This window comes from Gordonia araii NBRC 100433, from assembly GCF_000241265.1.
Classification (GTDB): Bacteria; Actinomycetota; Actinomycetes; order Mycobacteriales; family Mycobacteriaceae; genus Gordonia; species Gordonia araii.
Genome location: NZ_BAEE01000043.1, coordinates 14,773 through 40,358 on the forward strand (window position 1 = coordinate 14,773; position 25,586 = coordinate 40,358).

The window sequence follows — 25,586 nt, forward strand, 5'->3', positions numbered from 1 at the left end:
CCACCTGTGACCATCGACCAGCACCGAATCTCGACCTCCCGCACGGGTGCCCCCAGCACTGGGGAAGCGCTCATCGACCGGATCGCTGACGGAGAGGCGTACGCGCTGGCGTTCGGTGGCCAGGGAACGCCGTGGTTGCCGACGTTGGCCGAATTGGTGGTCGACGCCGAGTTGCAGCGGCACCTCGATCAGATTGTCGTCGCCGCGCAGCGACTCCTCGAACCGGTCCGTGCGGAACTCGCGATGGCCGCGCCGGATGGATTCGATCCGCTGCACTGGGTGGACCTGTTCGACGCCGCCGACCTCCTCGGGGATGAGGACGACGCCGCGGGGCATCTCCCCGACGAGGGGGCGCTGCGCGCCGCCGCCGCGTCGGTCCCGGGGATCCTGCTGGCCCAGCTCGCCGCACTGGCCTCGCTGCGGAAGCAAGGGCTCGACACCGACGAGTTCCCGCCGACCAGCGTGGTCGGACACTCGCAGGGATGCCTGGCCGTCGACGCCGTCCGCATCGGGGAGAATCTCGCGGACCACCCGGGCGAAGGGGCGATGCTCGCACTCGCACGGCTGATCGGCGCCGCCGCCACGGTGACCGCGGCGCGGCGCGGGCTCAGCGCCGCGGCCGACGGCTCGCCGATGCTGTCGATCGCGAACGCTTCGCCGGCCCGGATCGACCAGGTGATCGAGCAGTACCGCGCGGACACGGCCGAGGGGGAGGCCGGACTGCCCGTCGTCGCCCTGCGCAACGGTCGCCGCGGCGTCGTCGTCGCCGGCACGGCACACCACCTCGCCGCGTTGCAGGCCCGCTGCGAGCAGATCGCCGCCGCTGAAGCCGACGATCGCAAGCGCAAGGTGACCGGCGGCGCGCCGTTCGCCCCGACCTTCGACCCGCTGGGTGTTTCGGTCGCCTTCCACCACCCCGAGATGACCGACGCCGTCGACCTGGTGGCGGAATGGGCCCAGCGCTGCGGCCTGGATACCGCGTGGGCGCGCAGGCAGGCGAGTGCCGTACTAGTCGAGCCGGTCGACTGGGTCGCCATCATCGACGAGGTGACGGCCGACGGTGCCAAATGGGTCCTCGACCTCGGACCCTCCGATGTCGCGACGCGATTGACCTCGTCACTGATCCGCGGTGCGGGCGTCGGCGTCGTCCCCGCTTCGTTGCGCGGCGGCCAGCGCAATCTGTTCGCCCCCGGCGGCATTCCCGAGGTCGCCCGTCGCTGGGACCGCTACGCCCCCAAGCTCGCCGTCCTGCCCGATGGGCGTCGGGTGATCGACACGGCGTTCACCCGGTTGACCGGCCGGTCCCCGATGCTGCTCGCGGGTATGACGCCGACGACGGTGGATCCGGCGATCGTCGCCGCCGCCGCCAACGCGGGTCACTGGGCGGAGCTCGCCGGCGGTGGCCAGGTGACCGAGGAGATCTTCGCCGAGAACGTAGCACGGCTGACCGAACTGCTCGAACCCGGCCGACAGGCCCAGTTCAACGCCCTCTACCTCGATCCGTACCTCTGGAAGCTGCAGCTCGGCGGCAAGCGGCTCGTGCAGAAGGCACGTGCGCAGGGTGCCCCGATCGACGGTGTCATCGTCTCGGCCGGTATTCCGGAACTCGACGACGCGGTGGCCCTCGTTGATGAACTTGTCGAAGCCGGCCTGCACTACGTCGCGTTCAAGCCGGGCACGGTCGCACAGATCCGCGATGTCGTGCGGATCGCCGCCGAGGTTCCCCACCACCCGGTGATCGTCCAGATCGAGGGCGGCCGCGCCGGTGGCCACCATTCGTGGGAGGACCTCGACGACCTGCTGCTCGCGACCTACGCGGAGCTGCGGGATCGGGCCAACATCGTCATCTGCGTCGGTGGCGGAATCGGCACCCCCGAACGCGCCGCGGAGTACCTGTCCGGCCGCTGGTCGCTGGCGCATGACTACCCGCTGATGCCGCTCGACGGCATCCTGATCGGCACGGCGGCGATGGCGACGGCTGAGGCCACCACCAGCCCCGAGGTCAAGCAGCTGCTGGTGCAGACCGCCGGCTGCGACGACTGGATCGGCGCGGGTCACGCCGCGGCGGGCATGGCTTCGGGTCGTAGCCAGCTCGGCGCCGACATCCACGAGGTCGACAACAGCGCCTCGCGGGCCGGTCGCCTTCTCGACGAGGTCGCCGGCGACGCCGAGGCGGTCGCCGCGCGGCGCGAGGAGATCATCGCCGCGCTCGAGGGCACCGCCAAGCCCTACTTCGGCGATGTGACGACGATGACCTACGAGCAGTGGCTGCGCCGTTACGCCACCCTCGCCGTCGGTGAGCCCGGCGCGGACCTGCCGTGGGCCGACATCACTTGGCAGCAGCGTTTCACCGAGATGCTCCAGCGCGCGGAAGCGCGGCTGCATCCGCAGGATCGCGGCACCTTCGAGTCCCTGTTCGACGACGCGGTCGACGCCCACGCGAGTGTCGACAGGCTGGTCGCCGCCTATCCCGCGGCCACCAGCGACATCCTGCACCCCGCCGACGTCGCGTTCTTCCTCGGTCTGTGCCGTTCGCCGGGCAAGCCGGTGAACTTCGTACCCGTCATCGACGGCGACGTGCGCCGCTGGTGGCGCAGCGACTCGCTATGGCAGGCCCACGACCCGCGCTACGGCGCCGACGAGGTGTGCGTCATCCCCGGTCCGGTCGCGGTCGCGGGCATCACCGAGGCCGATGAGCCGGTCGGCGACCTGCTCGACCGTTTCGAGCGCGAGCTCGTCGACGAACTGACCACAGCCGGCGATCCGGCCGTCGAGGTCGACGCACGTCGCCGCCACCTCGCCGGTGCCGCCGGCCCCATCGCCGCCGCGCTGTCCGCCGCCGACGTGCGGTGGGCGCAGCGCATCGTGCCCAACCCCGTGCTGCGGCTGGGCGCCCCCGACCGCTGGGAGATCGTCGGCGAGGACCTGGCCGAGCACGCACCGTCGGGCGCCACGCTGCGCGCTCACGACGGCGGCTCGGACTCGTCGGTGCGACTGGACCTGGTCGTGCCGATCGGCTCGACCTCGACGACCATCCCGCTGACCGTCACCCCGGCCGTGCTCGACGGGGGTGCGCCGCTCGTCGGCATCGACGACGCGGGGACGGCGATGGGCGAGATCGTGCGCGTCGCCGCCGGCGGCGACCTGACGAGCACCGACGTTTCCTCCGACGGCGAGGTGACCGCGCGAGCGAGCGTCTCGTGGGACCCGAACCTGGTCGCCGACCACCGCGGCGTCACGACGGCCTCTCTGCCGTCGACGCTCGCCCCAGAACCCGGGCTCACCGTTCCGGACGTGTTCGTCGGTCTGAGCTGGCCCTCGGTGTTCGCCCTGGTCGGCGCCGCCCGGACCGATGCTGGGACCCCCGTCGTCGAGGGCCTCCTCGACCTCGTCCACCTCGACCACGCCATCGCTGTCCACGCTCCGGCGCCGGGCGAGCGCGCCGAGCTCTCGGTGACCGCGACGCTGCGCGGCGTCACCGACACCACCGTCGGCCGCGTGCTGGCCGTCGATGTCGAGCTGACCGACGGGGCGACGCGCCTGGCATCGATGCGGGAGCGCTTCGCCATCCGCGGCCGTCTCGGCGACGGCGACCTGGCCGACCCGGTGCGCGCCGGCGGACTGCCCGACGACGAGCGCGACGCCACGCGGAAGTTCCTGCGCGCGGCGACTATCGTCGCACCCCGCGCGATGGACGGCTTCGCGCTGGTCTCCGGTGATCACAACCCCATTCACACCGACGTCAACGCCGCCGCCCTGGCCGGTCTCGGCGAGCCGATCGTCCACGGAATGTGGCTCTCGGCCGCGGCCCAACAGGTCGTCACCGCCCGCGACGGCCGGCGCGCCGGCGCGCCGCGCGCCATCGAGGGCTGGACCATCCGCTTCCTCGGAATGGTTCGCCTTGGTGATCAGGTCGACGTCCGCGTCGACCGGGTGGGTATCGATCGCGGCCGCGAGGTCGTCGAGGTGTCGATGAAGGTCGGCGGTGAACTGGTCGCCGCCGCCACCGCGTTGCTGGCCGCGCCGCTCACCGTCTACGCCTTCCCGGGCCAGGGCATCCAGAGCAAGGGGATGGGCCTGGAAGCTCGCTCGCGCTCGGCTGCCGCCCGCGACGTGTGGGACCGTGCCGACGCGCACACCCGTGCGGCACTCGGCTTCTCCATCCTCGCGGTCGTCCGCGACAACCCGACGACCCTCGTCGCCAACGGCACGACCTACCACCACCCCGACGGCGTTCTGTTCCTGACACAGTTCACGCAGGTCGCCATGGCCACCCTCGGGGTCGCGCAGGTCGCCGAGTTGCGCGAGGCCGGTGGCTTCGTGGAGAGCGCGATCACCGCCGGGCACTCCGTCGGTGAGTACAACGCCCTCGCCGCCTGCGCCGGGGTTCTCCCGCTCGAGGCAGTCCTGGAGGTCGTATTCCAGCGCGGCGAGGCGATGCACCATCTGGTTCCGCGCGACGCCAAGGGCAACAGCGACTACCGGATGGCGGCGATCCGCCCGAGCCAGTTCGGCCTGGCCGATGACGACGTCGACGGCTTCGTCGCCGGTGTCGCGGCCGAGTCGGGGGAGTTCCTCGAGGTGGTGAACCTCAACCTGCGCGGTTCGCAGTACGCGATCGCCGGAACCGTCGCCGGTCTCGCGGCCCTGGAGAAGGAGATCGAGCGCCGCGTCGCCGAGTTCGGCGGCAAGCGGGCCTTCATCCTCGTGCCGGGCATCGATGTGCCGTTCCATTCGACGGTGCTGCGCGAGGGCGTGCCCGCGTTCCGGGAACGCCTCGACGACCTCCTGCCCGAGCACGTCGACCCGGAGATTCTCGTCGGGCGCTACATCCCGAATCTGGTGCCGCGCCTGTTCAACCTGAGCCGCGAATTCATCACCGAGATCGCCGAATTGGTGCCGTCCGACCCGCTGAACGACGTACTCGCAGACTTCGCGTCCTGGTCGGTGCGCCCGGCCGAGCTGACCCGCGTCGTCCTCATCGAACTCCTCGCCTGGCAGTTCGCCAGCCCGGTGCGCTGGATCGAGACGCAGGACCTGTTGTTCGGCCCGACGAGCCAGGGCGGACTCAACGTCGGCCGGTTCGTGGAAGTCGGCGTGAAATCGGCGCCCACCCTGTCCGGGCTGGCCAACAACACGCTCAAGCTGGACCGGTTCGCCGCGGCCGATGCCGACGTTCTCAACGTCGAGCGCGACAGCGCGGTCTTGCTCGGCGCCGACGAGGGCGCCGAGCCCGAAGAGGATGTCGCGCCGGAGCCGTCATCGCAGGAGCAGGCACCCGCTCAGGAGGCTTCGGCTCCCGCGGCCCCGGCGGCTGCACCCGCCCCCGCCGCGTCTACCGGACCCCGTCCCGACGACCTGGCATTCGAGCCGGCCGACGCGGTGCGCGCGGTGATCGCCCAGTGGACCAAGATCCGCGTCGAGCAGATCGGGGCCGCCGACACGATCGAAGCGCTCTGCGACGGCGTCTCGTCGCGACGCAACCAGTTGCTCCTCGACATCGGCGCCGAGCTCGGTCTCGGCGCGATCGACGGCGCGGCCGAAGCTCCGCTCACGGCCCTGGGCGAGTCGGTGAACACGCTCGCCCGCGGCTACCGGCCGCTGGGCCCGGTCCTCACCGACGCGGTGGGCGACCAGCTGCGTCGCATCGCCGGTCCGCTCGGGAAGCGCGCGAACTACCTCACCGAGCGCGTCACCGACGTGTGGCAGCTCGGATCGGGCTGGGCGACCCACGCCGCCGTCGCGGTGGCGTTGGGCACCCGTGAGGGCGACAGCGTGCGCGGCGGTAGCCTCGGCGACCTCGCCGACGGCCCGATCGGCAATCTGGCAGCGCTCGACTCCGTCATCGACCGGGCGATCCAGTCCGTCGGCACGGCTCACGGCGTCGCGGTGGCCCTGCCCGCGAGCGGGGGAGAAGCGGGCGGAACGGTCGATGCCGCCGCGCTCGGCGAGTTCACCGAGCAGATCACCGGTCAGTCGGGCGTCCTCGCCGTCGCGGCGCGCACCGTCCTGCGCCAGCTCGGCCTCGACGAGACCGCCGAGTACGATCTCGCGGTCGACGACGAGTCGGGTGTCCTCGCCGATCGTGTCGCGGCCGAACTCGGCTCGGACTGGGCACGCACCGTCGCGCCGGTCTTCGACGATCGCCGGACGGTGTTGCTCGACGACCGCTGGGCCAGCGCCCGCGCCGACCTGGCGCAGTTGTGGCTGGCCGACGCCGACGATCTCGACGCCGAGTTCGCCGATCGCACCGAAGCCTTCCGGGGCGCGGGCGAGACCGTGGCCGACCACGCGACGTGGTGGCAGGGCAAAGCCCTGGCCCGCGGCCGCGACGTGCATGCGCGGCTGTTCGCCCAGATCGCGCAGGTGGCACAGGATCCCGAGCCGGGCGTCTACGCCGACGACATCGCCGTGGTGACCGGAGCCGCCGACGGCTCGATCGCCGGAGCGGTCGTCGCCGGGCTGCTGCGCGGTGGAGCCACCGTCATCGCCACCACGTCGCGGCTGAACACCGATCGGCTGGACTTCTTCAAGAAGTGCTACCGGGAGAACGCGCGCTACGGCGCGGCGCTGTGGGTGGCGCCGGCCAACCTGGCCAGCTACACCGACGTCGACGCGCTCGCCGAGTGGATCGGCGAGGAGCAGTCGCAAACGCTCGGCGGCGCGACCGAGCTGATCAAGCCCGCCATGCGCCCGACACTGCTGTTCCCGTTCGCCGCCCCGCGCGTCGCCGGTGATCTCACCGATGCCGGTGCCCGTACCGAGGCGGAGATGAAAGTGCTGTTGTGGTCGGTCGAGCGCATGATCGGCGGCCTGTCCGGTCTGCACGCGGACCACAACATCGACGCCCGCCTCCACGTCGTGCTGCCGGGTTCGCCCAACCGCGGCATGTTCGGCGGCGACGGAGCCTACGGCGAGGCGAAGGCGGCGCTCGACGCCGTCGTCACCCGCTGGTCGGCTGAGTCGTCGTGGGGCTCGCGCACCACGCTGGCCCACGCCCTCATCGGGTGGGTGCGAGGCACCGGCCTGATGGGCGGCAACGATCCGATGGTCGCTGCCGTCGAGGCGGCAGGCGTGCGGACGTGGAGCACCGACGAGATGGCCGCCGAGCTGCTGGCGCTCTGCACGGCCGAGCAGCGCGAGTCCGCGCGGACCGCACCGCTGCAGGCCGACCTGACCGCCGGTCTCGACCCCTCGATCGACTTGAAGGCGCTTGCCGAGGCCGCACAAGCCGACGAGAACGGCGCGACCGACGCGTCGGCCGTCGCCGCCACCGGGTCCGCGGATGTCGCCGCCCTTCCGCACCCGGCACGCGCTCCGCACGAGGCACCGGTCGCCTGGCCGGAGATCGACGTCGCACCGGAGGACCTCGTGGTCATCGTCGGGGCGGGCGAGGTCGGCCCGTACGGTTCCGCGCGCACCCGGTTCGACATCGAGGTGTCGGGCGAGTTGTCGGCGGCCGGCGTCGTCGAACTCGCCTGGAGCACCGGGCTGATCACATGGGAGGAGAACCCGAATCCCGGCTGGTACGACGCGCAGACCGGCGATGCCGTGCCCGAGGCGGAGATCGCCGAGCGCTACCACGACGAGGTCGTCGCGCGCTGCGGCATCCGCCGCTACGGCGACGACGGCGCGATGGTCGACAACTCCTCGCCGCTGCTGGAGTCGGTGTTCCTCGACGAGGACCTGACATTCACGGTCACCTCCGAGGAGGCCGCGCGCGCCTTCGTCGCCGCTGACCCCGAGCACACCCGGATCGCCGCGGTGCCCGACACCGGCGAGTTCACCGTCACCCGCCTGGCCGGCACGGAGATCCGCGTGCCGCGCCGCTTCGAACTGAGCCGCACCGTCGGCGGGCAGATCCCGACCGGGTTCGACCCGGTCCGCTGGGGCGTCAGCCCCGACATGGCGAGTTCGATCGACCGGGTCGCGCTGTGGAACCTGGTCGCCACCGTCGACGCGTTCCTCTCCAGCGGGTTCACACCCGAGGAGTTGATGCGCTGGGTACATCCGACGCTCGTCGCCAACACCCAGGGCACCGGCATGGGCGGCATGACCTCGATGCGGTCGCTGTACGTCGACACCCTGTTGGGCGAGTCGAAGGCCAACGACATCTTGCAGGAGGCGCTGCCCAACGTTGTCGCGGCTCACGTCGTCCAGTCCTACATCGGCAGCTACGGATCGATGATCCACCCGGTGGCGGCGTGCGCCACCGCCGCGGTCTCGGTGGAGGAAGGCGCAGACAAGATTCGCCTGGGCAAGGCGCTGTTCGCCGTCGCCGGCGGGTTCGACGACCTCGGCATCGAGGGCATCGTCGGATTCGGGGACATGTCGGCCACGGCCGACTCGGCGGCGATGGCCGCGCGCGGAATCGACGAGCGCCGCTACTCGCGGGCCAACGACCGCCGACGCGGCGGATTCGTCGAATCGCAGGGCGGCGGCACGGTGTTGCTGGCCCGCGGCGATGTGGCGGCACAACTCGGTCTGCCGGTGCTCGGTGTGGTCGCGTTCGCGCAGAGCTTCGGCGACGGCGTGCACACCTCGATCCCGGCACCCGGCATCGGCGCGCTCGGTGCCGCCCGCGGCGAACTCGACTCGCCACTGGCGCGGTCGCTGCGCGAATTGGGTTGCAGCCCCGACGATGTCGCCGTCGTGTCCAAGCACGACACGTCGACCAAGGCCAACGACCCGAACGAGTCGAAGCTGCACGAGCACCTCGCGGCGGCGATCGGCCGCGGCGACGGTGCACCGCTGTTCGTCGTGTCGCAAAAGGCGTTGACCGGACACGCCAAGGGTGGTGCTGCGGCCTTCCAGCTGATCGGGCTGTGCCAGGTGCTGAGTGCGGGCATCATCCCGCCGAACCGGAGCCTGGACTGTGTCGACGACGACTTGGCCGTCTACGAGCACCTGGTATGGCCGACGAGCCCGCTGCACATGGACGGACAGTTCGAACTGAAGGCCGGCTTGCTGACCTCGCTCGGCTTCGGTCACGTGTCGGGTTTGATCGCCGTCGTGCATCCGGAGGCGTTCATCGCGTCTCTGCCGGCCGATGAGCGGGAGGCCTACCGCGCCCGCCGTGCCGAGCGGCTGCGCGACGGGCAGCAGCGCCTGCTGGAGGCGATGTGCGGCGGCGACCCGGCGTACAGCCGACCGTCCGGCCGTCGTTTCGACGACACCGCCGCTCAGGCCGAGAGCGCGCAGGAAGCCGCGCTGCTGCTCGACGGCGACGCGCGCCTCGACGCCGAGGGAGCGTATCGCCGGGGCGCCGGAATCGGCCCGCTCGCCGGCGCGTCCGGCGCCGGATGCCACCGGTGACCGTGGTGGGTGTGGGGCTCGACCTCGTGTCGATCCCCGAGTTCGCCGAGCAGTTGGCACAGCCGGGCACTCGGTTCACGGATGCCTTCACCGCCGGCGAGCGGCGGGACGCGCGGGCCGGGACCGGCGGTCCCGAACGCCATCTCGCCGCCCGGTGGGCGGCGAAGGAGGCCGTCATCAAGGCGTGGTCGGTGAGCCGTTTCGCGCGGCGACCGGCGCTGCCGATGATCGTGCACTCCGATATCGAGGTGGTGACCGACAACTGGGGGCGGCCGGCGATCCGGCTGTCCGGGGCGATCGCGGAGTTCCTCGCCGAGGCGCGGGTCCACGTCTCGCTCACCCACGACGGCGACACCGCCGCCGCGGTTGCGATCCTGGAGGAGGGTGCGCCCGAGTCGGACTAGCGCTGCGGCGCGCGCGTGAAGAGGCCCGGGTAGTCGACGACGAGACCGGCATCGTCGACGGTGATCGTTCTGCGGAAGTCGGAGTCGCGCGCTTCGTAGCGATACCGGTGGGTGTCCAACCGCGTGTACCGCTGCGGGTCGGGTGCCACCGTGAGTTCGTGGACGTCGACATACGCGGTGATGATGTCGGCTCGCCGTCCGATGTCGAGCGACAGGCGCCGGATCGGCAGGGTGTTGGTCAGAGGCGATGCGGAGATATCGACTTCGCGGGCTTCGGCGAGGTCCGGTCGCCGCAGCCCGTCGACTAGCCACGTACGGCCGACTCGGCTTACCGACAGGGTTCGCCGGTCGGTGACCAGCACGAGCGAGGTGAACTCCCAGGCGGAGGTGGCATGCAGCGTGTAGCTGCAGGCCACCGCGCCACCCGCCAGCACACTCGTGACGCGGGTGTCTCGTACATTCTCAACGACATGACACCGTTCCACGCTGGCGCCGTCGGCGCTGTGCCACTCCGCCATCGTCGTCGTGGTCACCGTCGTCGCCCTTTCGTGCGTGGGTACTCTCAACCCGCGCGATTCAGCGCGTGAGCTTGTCTTCCTCGCGCAACAGATAGCCGCCGAGCAGGCGCTTGAGTTCGGCTACGACGGCCTCGTGATCCTCACCGACCTGCACCGAGAAACTCAACGCGGAATAGGCGGTGTGCACGAGCAGGCGCGCCATCGTGGCACGTCGTTCGCGCTGGTGCGGCGTCAGCGGGGCCAGGATGTGCTCGACCTGCTCGGCCAGGGCCTGCTCGTTGAGGGCCGCGGTGGCGCGTGTGGCGGGCGTCGACTGGACCGCCAGCCAGACGGCTCGTCGCGACGGATCGTGCTGCCAAAGCGCGGCGAGGTGGTCGAGGAAGCGGTCCAGCAGGTTCACCCAGTCCAGCGACGGGATGGCCGATCCGAGTTCGGCCAGCTCGGCCTGCACGGCCACGGTGTCCTGCCGGTCGAGTTCGCAGACGATCACATACTTGTTGGCGAAGAACTGGTAGAGCGTGCCGATCGGTACGTCGGAGCGAGCAGCGATCTCCTCGCAGGTCATCGACTCGAAACCGACATCGATGAGTAGTTCGCGAGCGACGGCGAGCATCGTCTCGAATTTGCGCCGGCTGCGCTCCTGCGTGGGCCGGCGCCGGGGAACCAGCGGGCGCGTCGTCGACGGGTCGCCCATCGGGTAGGCCGTCCTAGACCTTGAGGTCGCGGCGCAGCTTGGCCACGTGCCCCGTGGCCCGAACGTTGTACTGCGCCAATGAAATTCGCCCATCGGGGTCGACGACGAAGGTCGAGCGGATGACGCCGGTCACCGTCTTGCCGTAGAGCTTCTTCTCGCCGAAGGCACCCCACTCGGCGAGCACCTTCTTGTCGGGGTCGGACAGCAGCGGGAAGGTCAGTCCGTCTGCCTCGGCGAACTTCGCGAGCTTCTCGGGCTTGTCGGGCGAGATGCCGACGACGTCGAGGCCCGCGTCCTGCAGCTCGGACAGGTTGTCCCGGAAATCACATGCCTGCTTCGTGCAACCCGGGGTCATCGCCGCCGGGTAGAAGTACACCACCACCCGACGTCCGGCGTAGTCGGAGAGGGACACCGGCTTTCCGGTCGAGTCAGGGAGCGTGAACGCCGGCGCGGTGTCGCCGACGGAGAGTCGCTGATTGTCAGGCATGGCCATCAGGCTAGTCCATTCGCGAGAGTGACCAGAGTAGGCTCGAAGCTTCGAACACGACCTTGAAAAGGAGTTCACCAGTGGCGAACGACACCGAGCGCATCGAGCAGGAGATCGCGCAGGCGCGGGAGAACCTCGCGGCCACTCTCGACCAGCTCGCCGACCGGGCCAACCCGCAGCGGATCGCCGAGGACGCCAAGGAGCGAGCCGTCGCCGTGGTCAGCACGCCAGCCGTCCAGATCTCGTTGACCGGTGTCGCGGTGCTGGCCGTGTTGATCGTGTTGCGCAAGCTGCGCCGCCGTCGCTGACCCGCGTCCCCGACCGGCCAGAACCTGTAGCCACCAGCGGATTTCGTGCGCGCCGCCGACGGTGATAATGTCTTGGGGTCGCATTCGCGAGCGCCATTAGCTCAATTGGCAGAGCAGCTGACTCTTAATCAGCGGGTTCGGGGTTCGAGTCCCTGATGGCGCACAAGAAAGGCCCCTGATCTGCGGTAACGCAAATCAGGGGCCTTCGCCGTTTCCCGGAGACCTCTTTGTCGACCTTCCAACGTCCGGCTTTGGACGCGTCCAGAGGCTAGCGGGACTTCTCGGCAACTACCGTTGTCATCAGCTGACATCAGGGAGGTCGCCAATGCGATGGCGAGGAGTCAATCATGTCGAGTTCGCGGTTCTTGATTACGAGGACTCACTGGATTTCTACGACGCCATGTTCGGATGGCTCGGGTACAGCAGCTTCTCCTCGCTCAACATGGAGTACGAGTCGACTTACTACATGACCAGGAACCACGTCAGCCCACACAGCTACATCGGGATCCAGCCGGCAGCGTCCGGCGAGCGGCTCAAACACAGTGATCAGGCGGTCGGGATCAACCACATCGCGCTGTGGGCGCGCAATAGGCGCGAGGTGGATCGGTTCTATCGAGACTTCCTGCTCGCCCGTGGAACGACAGTCACCGACGAGCCGAAGGCATACCCGCAGTACTGGCCCGGCTACTACGCCGTGTTCTTCGACGATCCGATCAATGGAATCCACTGGGAGCTGGCATGGATCCCCCGGGTTCCGTCACCTCGCCAAGCGTGGGCGTCCTACCGCGCGCTCGAAGGCTACGCGGACTCTCGGGATGACCTGGCGGACTCCGTGCCCGCCCTCGGGATGCAGGCGCGCCGCAAACTTCCTCGGCGGTAGCGACTGGTCGTGGCGCGAGATCAGCGTGCCTGCGTATAGCCCTGCGTACATCTCTGACGCACGCCCTCGACGCGCGCGCCCAGCCGAATGTGGCGCGACGCCGATGCTCGCCTACAATGGACACGAATTCGCTCGCGTCGCCGGTGTCCGTGCCTGGTTCGATCCGCGAGCGCTTCGGATCGTTCGCTCTTGATGGTTGGAGAACCAATGGGTAACCCCCGTGGCCACGCCCGGAATCGTCGTTTGCCGCTCGTCGTCTTGGCGGCGCTGATCGCGCTCGTCGGCCTGTTGAGTTCGTGCACCAAGGCGCCGACCTACCCGGACGCGATCAGCGACTCGTCGCGCTTCTCGGACATGGCTGCCCCCGAGCTGACCATTACCGACGGCGGCGCCGCGCTGAAGGAGAACGCCATTGGCGTGCAGCCCGGTTCACCGGTCAAGGTGACCGTCGAGCAGGGCTCGCTGACCAACGTCAAGGTCGCCAGCGGCGGAAAGATCATCCCGGGCGAGATCTCGTCCGACGGGGCGAGCTGGACCAACAGTGCCCCGATGGACTTCGCCAGCCGCTACACGCTGACGGCTCAGGCGAAGGGCGTTGGCGGCACCTCGGACATCCAGCGGTCGTTCACGACCAGTTCTCCCGCGAACTTCACCATGCCCTACCTGGTTCCGCGCAACGGCGAGGTCGTCGGCGTCGGACAGCCGATCTCGGTGAAGTTCGACGAGCCGATCAAGAACCGCAAAGCGGTCCAGGACGCGATCACGATCAAGACCGATCCGCCGGTCGAAGGCGCCTTCTACTGGATCAGCCCGCAGGATCTGCGGTGGCGTCCGGCCGAGTTCTGGAAGTCGGGCACGAAGGTGTCCGTCGAGGTCAACGTGTTCGGCCTCGACCTCGGCGACGGTGTGTACGGCCAGAAGAACGTGAAGTCGAACTTCCGCATCGGGCGGCAGATGATCATCACCGCCGACGACCGGACGAAGACGGTCGTCTTCGAGCGCGACGGCAAGGTCGTCCGCAAGATGCCGGTGGCGTTCGGCAAGGACGCGACGCCGACCAACCCGGGCGTCTACCTCATCGGCGACAAGCACGCCCACCTGGTCATGGACTCCTCGACCTACGGTGTGCCGATCAACTCTGCCGACGGCTACCGCACCCCGGTGGACTACGCCACGCAGATGTCCTACAGCGGCATCTACTTCCACGCCGCACCGTGGTCGCTGTGGGCTCAGGGCAACACCAACGTGAGTCACGGCTGCCTCAACCTGAGCCACGAGAACGCGCAGTGGGTTATGAACAACACCCTGCGCGGCGACCCGGTCACAGTGAAGAACACCCTGGGCCCGCGCCTGCCCGGAACCGACGGTCTCGGCGACTGGAACATCCCGTGGGAGCGGTGGAAGAAGGGCAACGCCTAACGTGCCATCGGGCGATGTTACGATCGCCCGCATGACTGATTCCTCACCCTGGTCCAACGACGAACTGCGCGCCCTGCGCGAGATGGCACGAGCCTTCTGCGAGAAGGAGATCGCGCCCAACGGCGACAAGTTCCGCGAGCAGCACCACGTTGACCGCGACCTCTGGAACAAGGCAGGCGAGGTCGGCCTGCTGTGCATGTCGATCCCGGAGGAATACGGCGGCGGCGGTGGCACTTTCGCTCACGAGGCCGTGCTCATGGAGGAGCAGGCCCGCATTGCCGACTCGTCGTGGGGCGTCAGCCTGCACAACGGCATCGTCGCGCACTACCTGCTCGCCTACGGTTCTGAAGAGCAGAAGACGAAGTGGTTGCCGAAGATGGCGACCGGCGAGGTCGTCGGCGCCATCGCGATGACCGAGCCGGGCACCGGCTCGGATCTGCAGAGCGTCAAGTCGAAGGCGATCAAGGACGGCGACGATTACGTCATCGACGGCTCGAAGACCTTCATCACCAATGGTCAGCAGGCCGACCTGATCATCGTGGTCGCGAAGACCGACCCGAACGAAGGCGCCAAAGGCATCTCGCTGATCCTCGTCGAGGCCGATCGGGAAGGCTTCCGCCGCGGCCGCGTCCTGGACAAGATCGGCCAGCGCGGCCAGGACACGTCGGAACTGTTCTTCGACGGCGTCCGCGTGCCGCAGTCGAACCTGCTCGGCACCGAAGAGGGCCAGGGCTTCATCCAGCTGATGCAGCAGCTGCCGCAGGAGCGTCTGATCATCGCGGTGACCTCGGTGGCCGGCATGGAGGCGGCGGTCGAGCAGACGATCGCCTACACCAAGGAGCGCGAAGCGTTCGGCCGCCCGGTGTTCGGGTTCCAGAACACGAAGTTCAAGCTCGCCGAGTGCGCCACCGAGACGCGGATCAGCCGCGTCTTCGTCGACGACTGCGTCGTCAAGCACATCAAGGGTGAACTGGATATCCCGACGGTCGCCATGGCGAAGTGGTGGACCAGCGATCGCGCGATGGTGGTCGCGGACGAGTGCCTGCAGTTGTTCGGCGGCTACGGCTACATGAACGAATACCCGATCGCCCGCATGTGGGCCGACAACCGCGTGCAGAAGATCTATGCGGGCACCAACGAGATCATGAAAGAGATCATCGCGCGCTCGCTGTAGCGCACTGTATTCTCTTACCCCATGGGTAACAGCCGTCACCGCGCGCTCCTGCTCGCGGTGGCGGCTGCCGTGTCTGCGGCCGGTGCCGGACCCGTGGCCGAGGCGCAGGCCGCCCGAGCGCTGCCGAGTTCCGGCTGTGTCAACGATCTGCCGCCCAAGCCCAAGCCGCGCCCGGTCGGACCCGAGGATCTGCTGCCGAAGCTGCCCGAGGAGATCAGGTTCGACCTGCCGTATCCACGATTGCTTCCGGTTCCCGAGCCGGCTCCGCGCAAGAAACCGGTCCGGATCCCGTCGCAGCAGCCGCCGGAGAAGAAGAAGCGCTGCGTCGATCCGTGCCCGGACATCACCGATCCCCGTAAACCCAAGCCGTCGGGCGGCACCGGTTCGCTGGGCAGTCTGAGCCTGGCGTTCCCGAAGATCACCTTCCGGCCGAAGCCGATCAACATTCCCTACGCGGTGCCGAATCCCAACCCGCCCAAGATTCCGCCGCCGCCCGCCAAGGTGAATCCCGGCTGGGACGTCGCTCCGCTCGCGGCGGCGCCACGACCGCCGCGGGTCAGGTCGGTGCGATGGGTGTCGACGCTGACCGGTAAGGGCTCGACGAGCCGGACGGACAAGCGCTGGCAGGTCATGGGTACCGACCTCGGCATCATGTGGGAGTCCAAGCCGGGAAAGATCGCGATCGCCTTCGGGGACACCTTCGGCAAGGGCTTCAAGCCGCCGGGGGCCAACGGCGGTGATTGGCGCAGCAACATCGTCGGGTTCAGCTCGGACAAGAAGCTGTCCGACGGCATGTCGATCGACACGATGGTGCAGGACAGTCGTTGTCACGCGGTCCAGGTCGTCGACTCGCGACACATCAACTACTACGAGATGACGACGATCCCGACCTCCGGCTTCGCGCTGGGCGACCGTCAGTACATGACCTACATGTCGGTGCGGACGTGGGGGAACATCCCCGGCACCTGGTTGACGAATTACGGCGGCCTCGCCTACTCCGACGACGAGGGCTCGACCTGGACCCGCGACCCGCATCTGCGGTGGGACAACGTCTTCGGCGTCTCGCAGTTCCAGGTCTCGTCGATGGTGCCGCAGGGCGACTACGTCTATATGTTCGGCACGCCCAACTCGCGTCTCGGCTCGGTCGGTCTGGCCCGCGTCCGCAAGGACGACGTGCTCAATCGCACCGCCTACCAGTACTGGCGGGACGGACGGTGGATTCCCTCGCGCGACCCGAACGCCGCATCTGTCCTCTTCGGCGGTCCGACCGGCGAACTGTCCGTGCGCTACAACGCCGATGCGGAGCGCTGGGAGATGACCTATCTCGACACGGTTGCCGGCGCGATCGTGATGCGCACCGCGCGCAAGCCGCAGGGCGCCTGGTCCGCACCCGTCCAACTGGTCAATTCGGGGCAGCGGACGCAACTTTACGGCGGATTCATCCATCCGTGGTCGACGGGCAACGACCTCTACTTCACCCTGAGCCAGTGGTCCACCTACAACGTGAACCTCATGCGGGCCCGCGTGTACTGAACCTCGTGGCGTAGGCGGCGGTGCCCGACCGTGAATGGTTTCGCGAATTAATATAATTGACGCGCGTCAATACTACCTACACTGACCGTTGAGACGACCCCCCCCAATGCGTCGGGCTCCGTGCCGGGCGCGACGGCTGATCAGGAAAGAGGAGACGACGATGTCGATTACTCGGAAGGCGCTGGTGTGTGCACCGTTGGCGGCCTTGGCGATCGCGCTGGGCGGCGGTGCCGCATCGGCGGGAGGCTGGCATGACGACGATCCGGGCGGCCATGGGTGCGTCCTCAAGGACGGCAAGCCCGGTGTCTACAAGTACCAGCACAGCAAGAACGGGCGCCACCACTTCCACTGCGTGCCGAAGCGCTGAGACGACGATCGGAGAACATGACATGACGACGAACATCGGGCGCAAGACGGCGGCGGTTGCCGCGTTGGCCGCGTCGGCAGCAATCGGGATGGGGGCGTTGGGCGCGGGTGTCGCGGCAGCGGAGCCCCGGGTGGGTGCGCCGTGCACGAATCAGGACGGTGCTCCCGGGTACTACATCTGGGAGAACCCGGACAAGACGGCCTACCACAACAACTTGATCTGCAACATCACCGGCGATGCGCCGAGGGCCAGGCCGAGGCCCGATCCCAACCCGTTCGGCAGCTGACCGTCGGGCCGGTTTCGACTAACCGACCTTCCGGTACTTCTTGTGCATCGCCTGTTTGGACACGCCGAGTAGGGTTCCGATCTCGGACCAGGACAGGCCGGCCAGGCGCGCTCGGCGGACGGCCACCTCTTCGGCCCTGGTCGCTTCTTGACGCATGGCGGCCACTCTCAGGAGGCCCTCGATCGGGGTCTCGTCGTCGTCGCTGTCCACCGCTGTTCGCATAGTGTCAGCATGCCCGCAGTGTCGATATTCGTCAACCTATGTTGACGATCGTTGCGCGGCTCACTCGTACCGGCGGCATCGCCGCTCATTAGTTGAACCTTCAAGAAAACCCTGCTCAGGGCTCCGCGACTCGGAGGTAATGTGACGCACATCACAACACCTGGCTGAGCAGTGACAAGCATGGAATTCCGATGACCGATTTCGAGCCCGGGATGACTTTGGTCCCGGCCCGTGGTTACGGTCGATGCCAGGTATGAGGCTGTCCAAGACAAGCGCGACCACGAATACGACCAACCCGGTTGGCCTGAGGCAACCGCGGGTAGCCGATGGTTCCCGGATTCACCGCCTGGCCGCGGAGACCGGTGTTCTCGACACCAACTCCGTCTACGCCTACGTGCTCTGGTGCCACGACTTCGCGACGACATCGGTCGTTGCGGAGACCGACGACGGCGAACTCGCCGGCTTCGTCACCGGCTACCAGCGGCCCGACGACCCGTCGGTGCTGATGGTGTGGCAGGTCGGGGTCGACGCGAAGTTCCGCGGGCAGGGGATCGCTGCGCGGATGCTCCACCATCTGTTCGATGTGTTCGCCGACGCCGGCGTGCGTGCGATGCACACGACCATCAGCCCCGACAACGAGGCATCGCAGCGATTGTTCGCCTCTGTCGCTCAACAACGCGGACTGAGTCTTTCGCGCCGTCCGCTGTTCGCCGCGGCGGATCTCGGCGACGGCCACGAAGACGAGGATCTCTACATCCTCGCTCCCTGACCGGCGCCTCTCAACGCGCCCGGATCTAGACAGGAATCAGCCCGGTAATCCATGAGCACGATCAGCAACCACGAAACCAACAGTGATACGAAACCGAAGTGAGGAAATTCGATGCAACTCCTATCGCAGCCTGTGACCGATGCGGTCTTCACCTCCCACGAGTCCGAGGTGCGCAGCTACTGCCGTAACTGGCCGACGGTGTTCAGCCGCGCGAAAGGCGCGTGGCTCACCGACGTCGACGGCAAGCGCTATCTCGACTTCTTCGCCGGGGCGGGTGCGCTCAACTACGGCCACAACAACCCTGCTCTCAAGGGGCCGTTGATGGAGTACCTGGCCCAGGACGGAATCACCCACAGCCTCGACATGTACACCGAGGCCAAGGGGGAGTTCCTCCGTACCTTCCACGACCTGATCCTGGAGCCGCGCAACCTGGACTACAAGGTGCAGTTCCCCGGCCCGACCGGCACCAACTCGGTCGAGTCGGCACTCAAGCTGGCCCGCAAGGTGACCGGCCGCGAGTCGATCATCAGCTTCACTAATGCCTTCCACGGCATGACGCTGGGTTCGCTTTCGGTGACCGGCAACTCGATGAAGCGCGCCGGTGCCGGCATCCCGCTCGTCCACGCGACGCCCATGCCGTTCGACAACTACTTCGGCGGCGTCGTCGAGGACTTCCACTGGTTCGAACGCGTGCTCGACGACTCGGGGAGCGGCCTGAATCGTCCCGCAGCCGTGGTCGTCGAGACCGTGCAGGGCGAAGGCGGCGTCAACGTGGCCCGAGCGGAATGGCTGCGTGCGCTGGCCGAGCTGTGCCGCCGCCGCGAAATCCTGCTGATCGTCGACGACGTCCAGATGGGCTGTGGCCGCACCGGCTCCTTCTTCTCGTTCGAGGAGGCCGGCATCGTGCCCGACATCGTGACGCTGTCGAAGTCGATCGGCGGCTACGGCATGCCGCTCGCGCTGACGCTGATCCGCCCAGACCTCGACGTCTGGGGACCCGGCGAACACAACGGCACCTTCCGCGGCAACAACCCGGCATTCGTCACCGCGACGGCCGCACTGCGCGAGTACTGGTCCGACGACCAACTCGAGCGCGACGTCATCGCCAAGGGTGATCGCATCGCCACCGCGTTCACCGAACTCTGCGAGAAGCACGAGGGCTTGTCGCACCGCGGCCGCGGCATGGTGCGGGGACTCGTATTCGAGAACGCGCCCGACGCCGCCAAGGTCTGCGCCGCCGCCTTCGACGCGGGTCTGCTGGCGGAGACCTCCGGACCGGCCGACGAGGTCGTCAAGCTGCTGCCGCCGTTGACCATCAAGACCGAGGATCTCGAGGTCGGTCTGGCTATCCTCGCGCAGGCAGTCGAGGAGGTCGTCGGATGATCGTCCGCTCGACCAAGGAGATCACCGGGACCGAGCGCGACGTCGCCGATCCGAAGGGCAACTGGCGCTCCAAACGCATCGTTCTCGCCGGCGACGGCGTCGGCTTCTCGTTCCACGAGACGACGATCGAGGCCGGCACGGTCAACGAGTTCCACTACGCCAACCATGTGGAGGCCGTGTGGCTCGTCGAAGGGGAGGGGCTGCTCACCAACCGGGAGACCGGCGAGGTGCACGTGCTCTCACCGGGGACGATGTATCTGCTCGACGGCAACGAACGGCATACCGTCGCCGCATCGACGCAGCTGCGCATGCTGTGCGTCTTCAACCCGCCGGTCGTCGGCACCGAGGTGCACGACGAGAACGGGGTCTACCCGCTCGTCGAGATCGAGGATTCGCAACCGGCGAGCGCGGCCGCCAAGTAGTCGTCTTCGGCCTCGTTCCCCGGCAGTTCGAGCGCCCGACGGTACGCGGCGGCGGCCGCATCGTCGTCGCCGAGTTCCACCAGGGTGAGCGCGCGGGCGACGTGATAGGGCCTGAACTGTGCGAGCGCGGGGTCGTCGGCCAGGGCGTCGAGAAGGCGCAATCCTTCGGCCGGCCCCGTGGCCCGGCCGTGCGCGACCGCACGGCCGAGGCTGACGACCGGTCCGGGTTCGCGAGACTCGAGCATTCCGTAGAGCACCGCGATCTGTTCCCAGTCCGTTTCGTCGGCGCAGGGGGCTTCGGCGTGCACGGCGGCGATCGCGGCTTGGATCGTGTACGTGCCCGCATCGGGTGATCCGGCGGCTCGCTCGGCCAGCGAGGTTCCCTCGGCGACGAGACCGGAGTCCCACAAGGCGCGGTCCTGCTGCGCCAGCGGAATGGGTGAGCCCGTGCCGTCGACGCGGGCCGGCCGCCGTGCCTGCGTGAGTATCAGCAAGGCGAGGAGTCCGGTGGTCTCGGCGCCCGGGAGCAGCGCCGCGAGCAGCCGTGCCAGACGGATCGCCTCGGCGGTGAGGTCGTCGCGGATGTGATCGGTTCCGGCCGAGCGTGCGTACCCCTCGGCGTACAGCAGGTAGACGACGCGCAGCACGCCCGGCAAACGCGTGGGCAGGTCGTCGGGCCCGGGGGCGTCGAACGGGACCCCGAGGGTGCGGATGCGCTTCTTGGCGCGCACGATGCGCTGCTGCGCGGTGGTCACCGGCAGCAGGAGCGCGTGTGCGACCTCTGCCGTGGTCAGGCCGGCAACGAACCGGAGAGTGAGCGCGACCCGGTCCTCGGCTTTCAGCACCGGGTGGGTGCAGGCGAAGAACAGGCCGAGCCGCTCGTCGGGGATCGTCGGGGGTTCCGCCTGCTCTGCGGGGTCGGTGAAGCCGGCGGGCAACGGCGACCGGTCGGAATCGACGTGCAGGCGCGCCAGCTTTTGCGCCAGGACGCTCTCGCGACGCAGCACGTCGAGCGCCTTGCGTTTCGCGGTGGTGGTCAACCATGCCTCCGGCGACGAGGGCACGCCCGTCCTCGGCCAGGTGACCAGCGCCTGGGCGATCGCCTCCTGCAGGGTGTCCTCGGCCAGGTCGAGATCGCCGAACCGGCGCGCCAAGGTGGCCAGGAGCCGCGACCTGGAGTCGCGGTCCATGTCCGCCACGGCGCGCCGGGCAGCGATTTCCCCGTCGTGCGCGGTCACGGCTCAGTACGGGGCGAGCGGGCGGATCTCGACGTGGCCGCCGGGAGCCGAGGCAGGACTGCGTCGTGCCCATTCGATCGCCTCGTCGATCGTCGCGACCTCGATGATGTAGGCGCCGCCGACGAACTCGCGTACTTCGGCGTAAGGGCCCGACGAGACGACGCGTTCGCCCTTCTCGTCACTGGCGACGACGGCCCCCTGGTCGGGGTCTTCAAGGGCGAACGAGCTGACCACGACACCGGCGTCGGTGATCTCCTTGTCGAAGGCGAAGAACTCTTCGGGGGTGGCCCCGCCGTCCTCGCCGCAGGCCGGGTCGTTGACGTGTCCCATGAGAAGCAGTGCGTACTTCATGATTCCTCCTGTGTGGCAGTGCTGACGTCGCCGAGCCGATCGGCCCGACACCATGGTGACGGATGGCGGCGGCCGATATCGACAGCGAGCCGAGATTCGTCCGACTAGTCGTTGTCGACGGCTCGGCGAGGCCGCCACGACTCCCGGGCGGCGCGAGCGCGGTCGTCGCCCTGGGATCCGGTGCGCAGCACGGTATCGCCGGTCCGGACATTGCGGGCCAGCCAGCGCAGCAGTCGGCGGCCGACCGTCGGCAGCGCGAGAGCGGGGTAGTAGATGCGCGGGAACACCACGCGTGTCCGATCGCGTTCCAATGCCTTGGCGATCCGGCGGGCGAGCACCTCAGCGCCACCCATCGGGAGCCGGTCGAGGACGCGCGCGCTTCCGGGGATCAAGCGGATCTCTGCTTGAACGGGGGTGTCGACCGGCCCGGGGATCACCTCGATCACCAGGGTGTCCGGCAGCTCCATGCGCAGCGTTTCGGTCGCGACGGACAGTGCGGCTTTGGCCGCCGCGTAGCCACCGGACAGCGGCCACGGGGTTACGGACGCCAGCGAGGTGACGTTGACGATCGCCTGGGGCCGCAGTGCCGCGACGAGAGCCAGTGGGCTCCAGTAGTTGAGTTCCAGTGCGGCGCGGGCGTTTTCGTCGTCACCGACCGTGGCCACCGGAGCTGCGAGTCCGGCGCCGGCATTGTTGACGAGAACGTCGACGGGCCCGACGCGCTCGGCCAGCTCGGCCGCGGCTCCGCGTACGGAAAGATCCACGGGGTAGACCTCGGCATGGATCTGCGCGGCCAATTCTTCGAGCTTGTCGGTGCTGCGTGCTGCGACGGCCAGACGCGCTCCCCGGTTCGCGAGTTCGACGGCCAGTGCGCGGCCGATTCCGCTCGACGCACCGGTGACAAGGATTCGGCGGCCGTCGAGATTCACAGGTGGGAGCCTATGCGGCTACCACACGTACATGTCGTTGGTGTTGTCGTCGGCACGGGACTCGGCGCGGTGCTGCCCGTCGTGGCCGACGGGCAACGCGCAGCGCGGCTTGTGCGGCGTACGGCGCCGCCCGGGCCACTCGGCAGGGCAGCGGGCGACGGAATCGCGCGGCATCGTGGAGACCGGGTTGTTCACGGCGCAACTCCTAGCGGTTGGGTGATTAAGTATATGAAATCACGTGCGCGCGGTGGGCGACACCGCGAAAGCGGCGTACGGCCCGGATCCACAACAACTGCACAGGAAACAGGAGCGTCCCAAAGACAGCGAGGCCCCGTGACGCCTTCTGGTTACCTTCGCGGGCGCTGAGTGAGCAGCGTCGGAACGGCGGAGCTGGCCGAGATATGGTCTCCGAGTTGATTGTCGAGCAGGGCCGCGACGTGGAGAAGGTCGTGGTGCAGACTGCTCGTGTTCAGCGCGAGGAGAGGCTCGTGGTGGGCGACTCGGTTGCGCAGGGCGTGGAGTCGCCCTATACGGGTGTCGACTTCGGGACGCGCCGTGCCGGGTGGGAAGGCGTGGTGCAGAGCGGGGCGCCAGAGGGTGGTCTCATGGGCGGCGGACGTGAGGTAGCGCCAAAAGCCGAAAGTGAGTTGCGCGATGACCTTGCCGGGCAGCGCGTTGGGCCCGCCGGCTTCCCGGATCGCGCGGTCCAGTGCGGCTCGGGGTTTGGCGTTGATGTCGACGCTGACCTTGCCGTGACGTCCGCGTCTGCGGGTGCGCATCACGGGCGCGAAGACTTGGTTGCCGCAGGCGGTCCAGTGTCTCGGCAAGGTGAGATGCGTTGCCAGCACGCGGTCATAGGCGTTGCGCAGACCGACTTCCAGGTGGGCAAGGTCGTGCGCGAAACCGGCGCTGAGCCGGGCGTTCCACTCGTATAGTTCGAGCGCGCAGGCACGGTCGCCCTGTGCAGTGGTCAAGTAGACGGCCAACCTCGGCTCGCTCAGCCAGCGCGTCACCCACTCATCGGTGGGGCGATCGTCGACTGTGGCTGGCATGGCCTGTCCAGTATCGCTAGACTGACTGACAGAAAGCCCCGGTGGACCTCTGACTTCGGTTACGTCGCCGGGGCTCAGTCGTTCTGGAGTTCGACGGTGACAGAGTTCGATCGTCGCGAGAGCGGCGTACGAGGCCTGAGGTAGGCGTAGAAATGGTTCGGCCCCAGCATTGGGATGCTGGGGCCGACCTAGGGGTGGCTGACGGGGCTCGAACCCGCGACATCCAGGATCACAACCTGGTGCTCTACCAACTGAACTACAGCCACCATCGGCGCTGACCGACGGGATCGCCATCGTTCAACGCCAGGCACCTACTTTAGCCGGTGAACCTGCACGAAAACCAATCGGTTAGCACCCGGCGTGTTCGTGCAGGTGAGAGCTGTTTACGCCGAATCGAGGCCGTCGACGATGGCGGTCAGCTCGTCGGTGTCGGGACCGGGCTGGGGAATGAAGGCGGCGGCGCGGTAGTAGCGCAGCTCCTGGATGGACTCGCGGATGTCCGACAACGCCCGATGGGAAAGGCCTTTAGCCGGCTGACCGAAGTAGATCTTCGGATACCACCGGCGGCACAGCTCCTTGATCGAGCTGACGTCGACCATCCGGTAGTGCAGATAGTCGTTCAGCTTCGGCATATCGCGCGCCAGGAAGGCGCGGTCGGTCGCGATCGAATTGCCGGCCAGCGGCACCTGGCCGGGGGAGGTGACGTGCTTTCGGATGTAGGCGAGGACCTGTTCCTCGGCGTCGGCGAGCGTCACCGTCGATGCGCGGACCTCCTCCGTGAGCCCCGACGCCGCATGCATCTTGGTGACCACGTCGGGCATGTTCGCCAGCGCCTCGTCGTCGGCGTGGATCACGATGTCGACGCCGTCGCCGAGGATGTTGAGGTCGCCGTCGGTCACGAGTGCCGCGATCTCGATCAGCTTGTCGGACGCGGTGTCCAGGCCGGTCATCTCACAGTCGATCCACACCAGTTTGTCTTGCACGCGGTCAACCCTAGTCCGTCGCTACTCGCCGAGCTTGCGGTAGAAGCTGCCGACGATGGGAGCCGTGATCTTTCGCGGCGAGTAGCCGCCGGCCACCGACATCGCCTTCGACAGCACGCCGGGCACGACTCGCATCTTGTTGCGGCCCAACGCGTCCAGGCTCATCTTCGCCACCTTGGTGGTGTCGTGCCACAGGAACCCGGGCACGTTCGCGTCGATGTTGCTGGCCTCGTCGTCGCTGGGTGTCTCGGCCCTTACCGGCCCCGGCGCGAGCAGCGTGACGTGGACGCCGGCGTCGGCGACCTCTCCTCGCACCGACTCGCTGAACGTGTTGACGAAGGCCTTGCTCGCCGCGTAGGTGGCGTTGTTGGGAATGGGCATGTTGCCCGCGGCGGAGCCGACCATCAGGATGCCGCCCGCACCCCGCCGGACCATCTGGGGAAGTACCGCCAGCGTCAGGTCGTGCACCGCGTTCACGTTCAGCCGTACCTGTGCCCGCTCGTAGTCGGAATCGAGTTCGACCAGCGGGCCGAAGGTCGCCACCCCGGCGTTGTTGGCGAGAATCGAGATCTCGCGCCCGGCGAGTTCGCCGCACAGCACGGTCACCGCCGTCGGATCGGACAGATCGATCGCCCGGACCTCGACGGCCACGCGGTGGCGTTCGCGCAACTCGGAGGCCAGCTCCTCGAGGACGTCGCCGCGGCGGGCGACGACGATCAGGCCGTGCCCGCGTGCCGCCAATTCCCGCGCGAGCGCCATGCCGATGCCCGACGACGCGCCGGTGACGACGGCGCGGGCTTGCGGCGACGGCTCTGGAATACCCATACCCCGATGGTAGTCAGGGCAGGGACC

23 protein-coding genes and 2 tRNA genes are annotated in these 25,586 nt (G+C 68.4%); 13 read left to right on the plus strand and 12 right to left on the minus strand.

Annotation, left to right across the window (positions count from 1 at the left end; translation table 11 throughout):
* The first annotated feature begins 6 nt into the window (after positions 1 to 6).
* Together GOARA_RS06900 and acpS are read left to right on the plus strand one after the other, a co-directional pair.
* Positions 7 to 9,315 carry a type I polyketide synthase gene (locus GOARA_RS06900; protein ID WP_007321616.1) on the plus strand — a complete coding sequence of 3,103 codons (9,309 nt, stop codon included), beginning with the start codon at positions 7 to 9 and terminating at the stop codon, positions 9,313 to 9,315.
* On the plus strand, positions 9,303 to 9,719 hold the full coding sequence (gene acpS, locus GOARA_RS06905; RefSeq protein WP_212763192.1) for a holo-ACP synthase AcpS: 417 nt from the start codon (positions 9,303 to 9,305) through the stop codon (positions 9,717 to 9,719). The genes GOARA_RS06900 and acpS overlap by 13 nt, the downstream gene beginning before the upstream one ends.
* Here the strand turns inward: acpS and GOARA_RS06910 are convergent.
* Genes GOARA_RS06910 through bcp form a run of 3 tightly spaced genes read right to left on the minus strand, consistent with a single transcriptional unit; the run spans position 9,716 to position 11,418 of the window.
* On the minus strand, positions 9,716 to 10,252 hold the full coding sequence (locus GOARA_RS06910) for a putative glycolipid-binding domain-containing protein (RefSeq protein WP_007321618.1): 537 nt from the start codon (positions 10,250 to 10,252) through the stop codon (positions 9,716 to 9,718). The two genes, acpS and GOARA_RS06910, sit on opposite strands and share 4 nt — an antisense overlap.
* Positions 10,253 to 10,295: 43 nt before the next feature.
* Positions 10,296 to 10,931: a TetR/AcrR family transcriptional regulator gene (locus GOARA_RS06915; RefSeq protein ID WP_007321619.1), complete on the minus strand. Its 636-nt coding sequence runs from the start codon at positions 10,929 to 10,931 to the stop codon at positions 10,296 to 10,298.
* A gap of 13 nt (positions 10,932 to 10,944) precedes the next feature.
* On the minus strand, positions 10,945 to 11,418 hold the full coding sequence (gene bcp, locus GOARA_RS06920) for a thioredoxin-dependent thiol peroxidase (RefSeq protein ID WP_040522130.1): 474 nt from the start codon (positions 11,416 to 11,418) through the stop codon (positions 10,945 to 10,947).
* A gap of 80 nt (positions 11,419 to 11,498) precedes the next feature.
* Here bcp and GOARA_RS06925 point away from each other — a divergent pair, with 80 nt between their 5' ends.
* The 8 genes from GOARA_RS06925 to GOARA_RS06955 all read left to right on the plus strand — a co-directional run bounded on the left by GOARA_RS06925 (position 11,499) and on the right by GOARA_RS06955 (position 17,385).
* Complete coding sequence (locus GOARA_RS06925) at positions 11,499 to 11,726, plus strand: DUF3618 domain-containing protein (protein ID WP_007321621.1); 228 nt, start codon at positions 11,499 to 11,501, stop codon at positions 11,724 to 11,726.
* Between the two features lie 90 nt (positions 11,727 to 11,816).
* A tRNA-Lys gene (locus GOARA_RS06930) sits at positions 11,817 to 11,889 on the plus strand.
* Positions 11,890 to 12,051: 162 nt separating this feature from the next.
* Positions 12,052 to 12,606 (plus strand): VOC family protein, encoded by a 555-nt coding sequence (locus tag GOARA_RS06935; RefSeq protein WP_007321622.1) that lies wholly within the window; start codon positions 12,052 to 12,054, stop codon positions 12,604 to 12,606.
* A 207-nt stretch (positions 12,607 to 12,813) separates the two neighbouring features.
* Positions 12,814 to 14,025, plus strand: a complete 1,212-nt coding sequence (locus GOARA_RS06940) for a L,D-transpeptidase (RefSeq protein ID WP_007321623.1) — start codon at positions 12,814 to 12,816, stop codon at positions 14,023 to 14,025.
* A 31-nt stretch (positions 14,026 to 14,056) separates the two neighbouring features.
* Positions 14,057 to 15,199, plus strand: coding sequence for an acyl-CoA dehydrogenase family protein (locus tag GOARA_RS06945; RefSeq protein WP_040522105.1), 1,143 nt, complete (start codon positions 14,057 to 14,059; stop codon positions 15,197 to 15,199).
* A gap of 21 nt (positions 15,200 to 15,220) precedes the next feature.
* A complete protein-coding gene (locus tag GOARA_RS06950; RefSeq protein ID WP_007321625.1) occupies positions 15,221 to 16,732 on the plus strand; it encodes a glycoside hydrolase family 183 protein in 1,512 nt (503 codons plus the stop codon).
* A gap of 160 nt (positions 16,733 to 16,892) precedes the next feature.
* On the plus strand, positions 16,893 to 17,099 hold the full coding sequence (locus GOARA_RS19775) for a hypothetical protein (protein WP_007321626.1): 207 nt from the start codon (positions 16,893 to 16,895) through the stop codon (positions 17,097 to 17,099).
* A gap of 22 nt (positions 17,100 to 17,121) precedes the next feature.
* Positions 17,122 to 17,385, plus strand: a complete 264-nt coding sequence (locus GOARA_RS06955; RefSeq protein ID WP_007321627.1) for a hypothetical protein — start codon at positions 17,122 to 17,124, stop codon at positions 17,383 to 17,385.
* A gap of 18 nt (positions 17,386 to 17,403) precedes the next feature.
* On the opposite strand, the gene GOARA_RS06960 is transcribed toward GOARA_RS06955, so the two are convergent.
* Positions 17,404 to 17,607, minus strand: coding sequence for a hypothetical protein (locus tag GOARA_RS06960; RefSeq protein ID WP_040522106.1), 204 nt, complete (start codon positions 17,605 to 17,607; stop codon positions 17,404 to 17,406).
* Between the two features lie 253 nt (positions 17,608 to 17,860).
* Here GOARA_RS06960 and ectA point away from each other — a divergent pair, with 253 nt between their 5' ends.
* From ectA to GOARA_RS06975, 3 genes are all read left to right on the plus strand, one after another.
* Positions 17,861 to 18,376 (plus strand): diaminobutyrate acetyltransferase, encoded by a 516-nt coding sequence (gene ectA, locus GOARA_RS06965; protein WP_007321629.1) that lies wholly within the window; start codon positions 17,861 to 17,863, stop codon positions 18,374 to 18,376.
* Positions 18,377 to 18,487: 111 nt separating this feature from the next.
* A complete protein-coding gene (ectB, locus tag GOARA_RS06970; RefSeq protein ID WP_007321630.1) occupies positions 18,488 to 19,759 on the plus strand; it encodes a diaminobutyrate--2-oxoglutarate transaminase in 1,272 nt (423 codons plus the stop codon).
* Positions 19,756 to 20,181, plus strand: coding sequence for an ectoine synthase (locus GOARA_RS06975; protein ID WP_007321631.1), 426 nt, complete (start codon positions 19,756 to 19,758; stop codon positions 20,179 to 20,181). Before ectB ends, GOARA_RS06975 begins: the two co-directional genes overlap by 4 nt.
* On the opposite strand, the gene GOARA_RS06980 is transcribed toward GOARA_RS06975, so the two are convergent.
* The 8 genes from GOARA_RS06980 to cmrA form a co-directional block, all read right to left on the minus strand.
* Positions 20,127 to 21,371: an RNA polymerase sigma factor gene (locus tag GOARA_RS06980; RefSeq protein WP_083834811.1), complete on the minus strand. Its 1,245-nt coding sequence runs from the start codon at positions 21,369 to 21,371 to the stop codon at positions 20,127 to 20,129. The two genes, GOARA_RS06975 and GOARA_RS06980, sit on opposite strands and share 55 nt — an antisense overlap.
* A 51-nt stretch (positions 21,372 to 21,422) precedes the next feature.
* Positions 21,423 to 21,770 (minus strand): YciI family protein, encoded by a 348-nt coding sequence (locus GOARA_RS06985; RefSeq protein ID WP_007321633.1) that lies wholly within the window; start codon positions 21,768 to 21,770, stop codon positions 21,423 to 21,425.
* A gap of 104 nt (positions 21,771 to 21,874) precedes the next feature.
* Positions 21,875 to 22,699, minus strand: coding sequence for an SDR family NAD(P)-dependent oxidoreductase (locus GOARA_RS06990; RefSeq protein WP_007321634.1), 825 nt, complete (start codon positions 22,697 to 22,699; stop codon positions 21,875 to 21,877).
* 18 nt (positions 22,700 to 22,717) lie between these two features.
* The gene (locus GOARA_RS20185; protein WP_007321635.1) at positions 22,718 to 22,894 is read right to left on the minus strand and encodes a hypothetical protein; all 177 of its coding nucleotides are present in this window, start codon (positions 22,892 to 22,894) and stop codon (positions 22,718 to 22,720) included.
* Positions 22,895 to 23,046: 152 nt separating this feature from the next.
* Complete coding sequence (locus tag GOARA_RS06995) at positions 23,047 to 23,751, minus strand: THUMP domain-containing protein (RefSeq protein WP_007321636.1); 705 nt, start codon at positions 23,749 to 23,751, stop codon at positions 23,047 to 23,049.
* A gap of 193 nt (positions 23,752 to 23,944) precedes the next feature.
* Positions 23,945 to 24,017 (minus strand) — tRNA-His (locus GOARA_RS07000).
* 117 nt (positions 24,018 to 24,134) lie between these two features.
* Positions 24,135 to 24,734, minus strand: a complete 600-nt coding sequence (gene orn, locus GOARA_RS07005; RefSeq protein WP_007321637.1) for an oligoribonuclease — start codon at positions 24,732 to 24,734, stop codon at positions 24,135 to 24,137.
* Positions 24,735 to 24,755: 21 nt separating this feature from the next.
* On the minus strand, positions 24,756 to 25,559 hold the full coding sequence (gene cmrA / locus GOARA_RS07010; RefSeq protein WP_007321638.1) for a mycolate reductase: 804 nt from the start codon (positions 25,557 to 25,559) through the stop codon (positions 24,756 to 24,758).
* Positions 25,560 to 25,586: the final 27 nt, after the last annotated feature.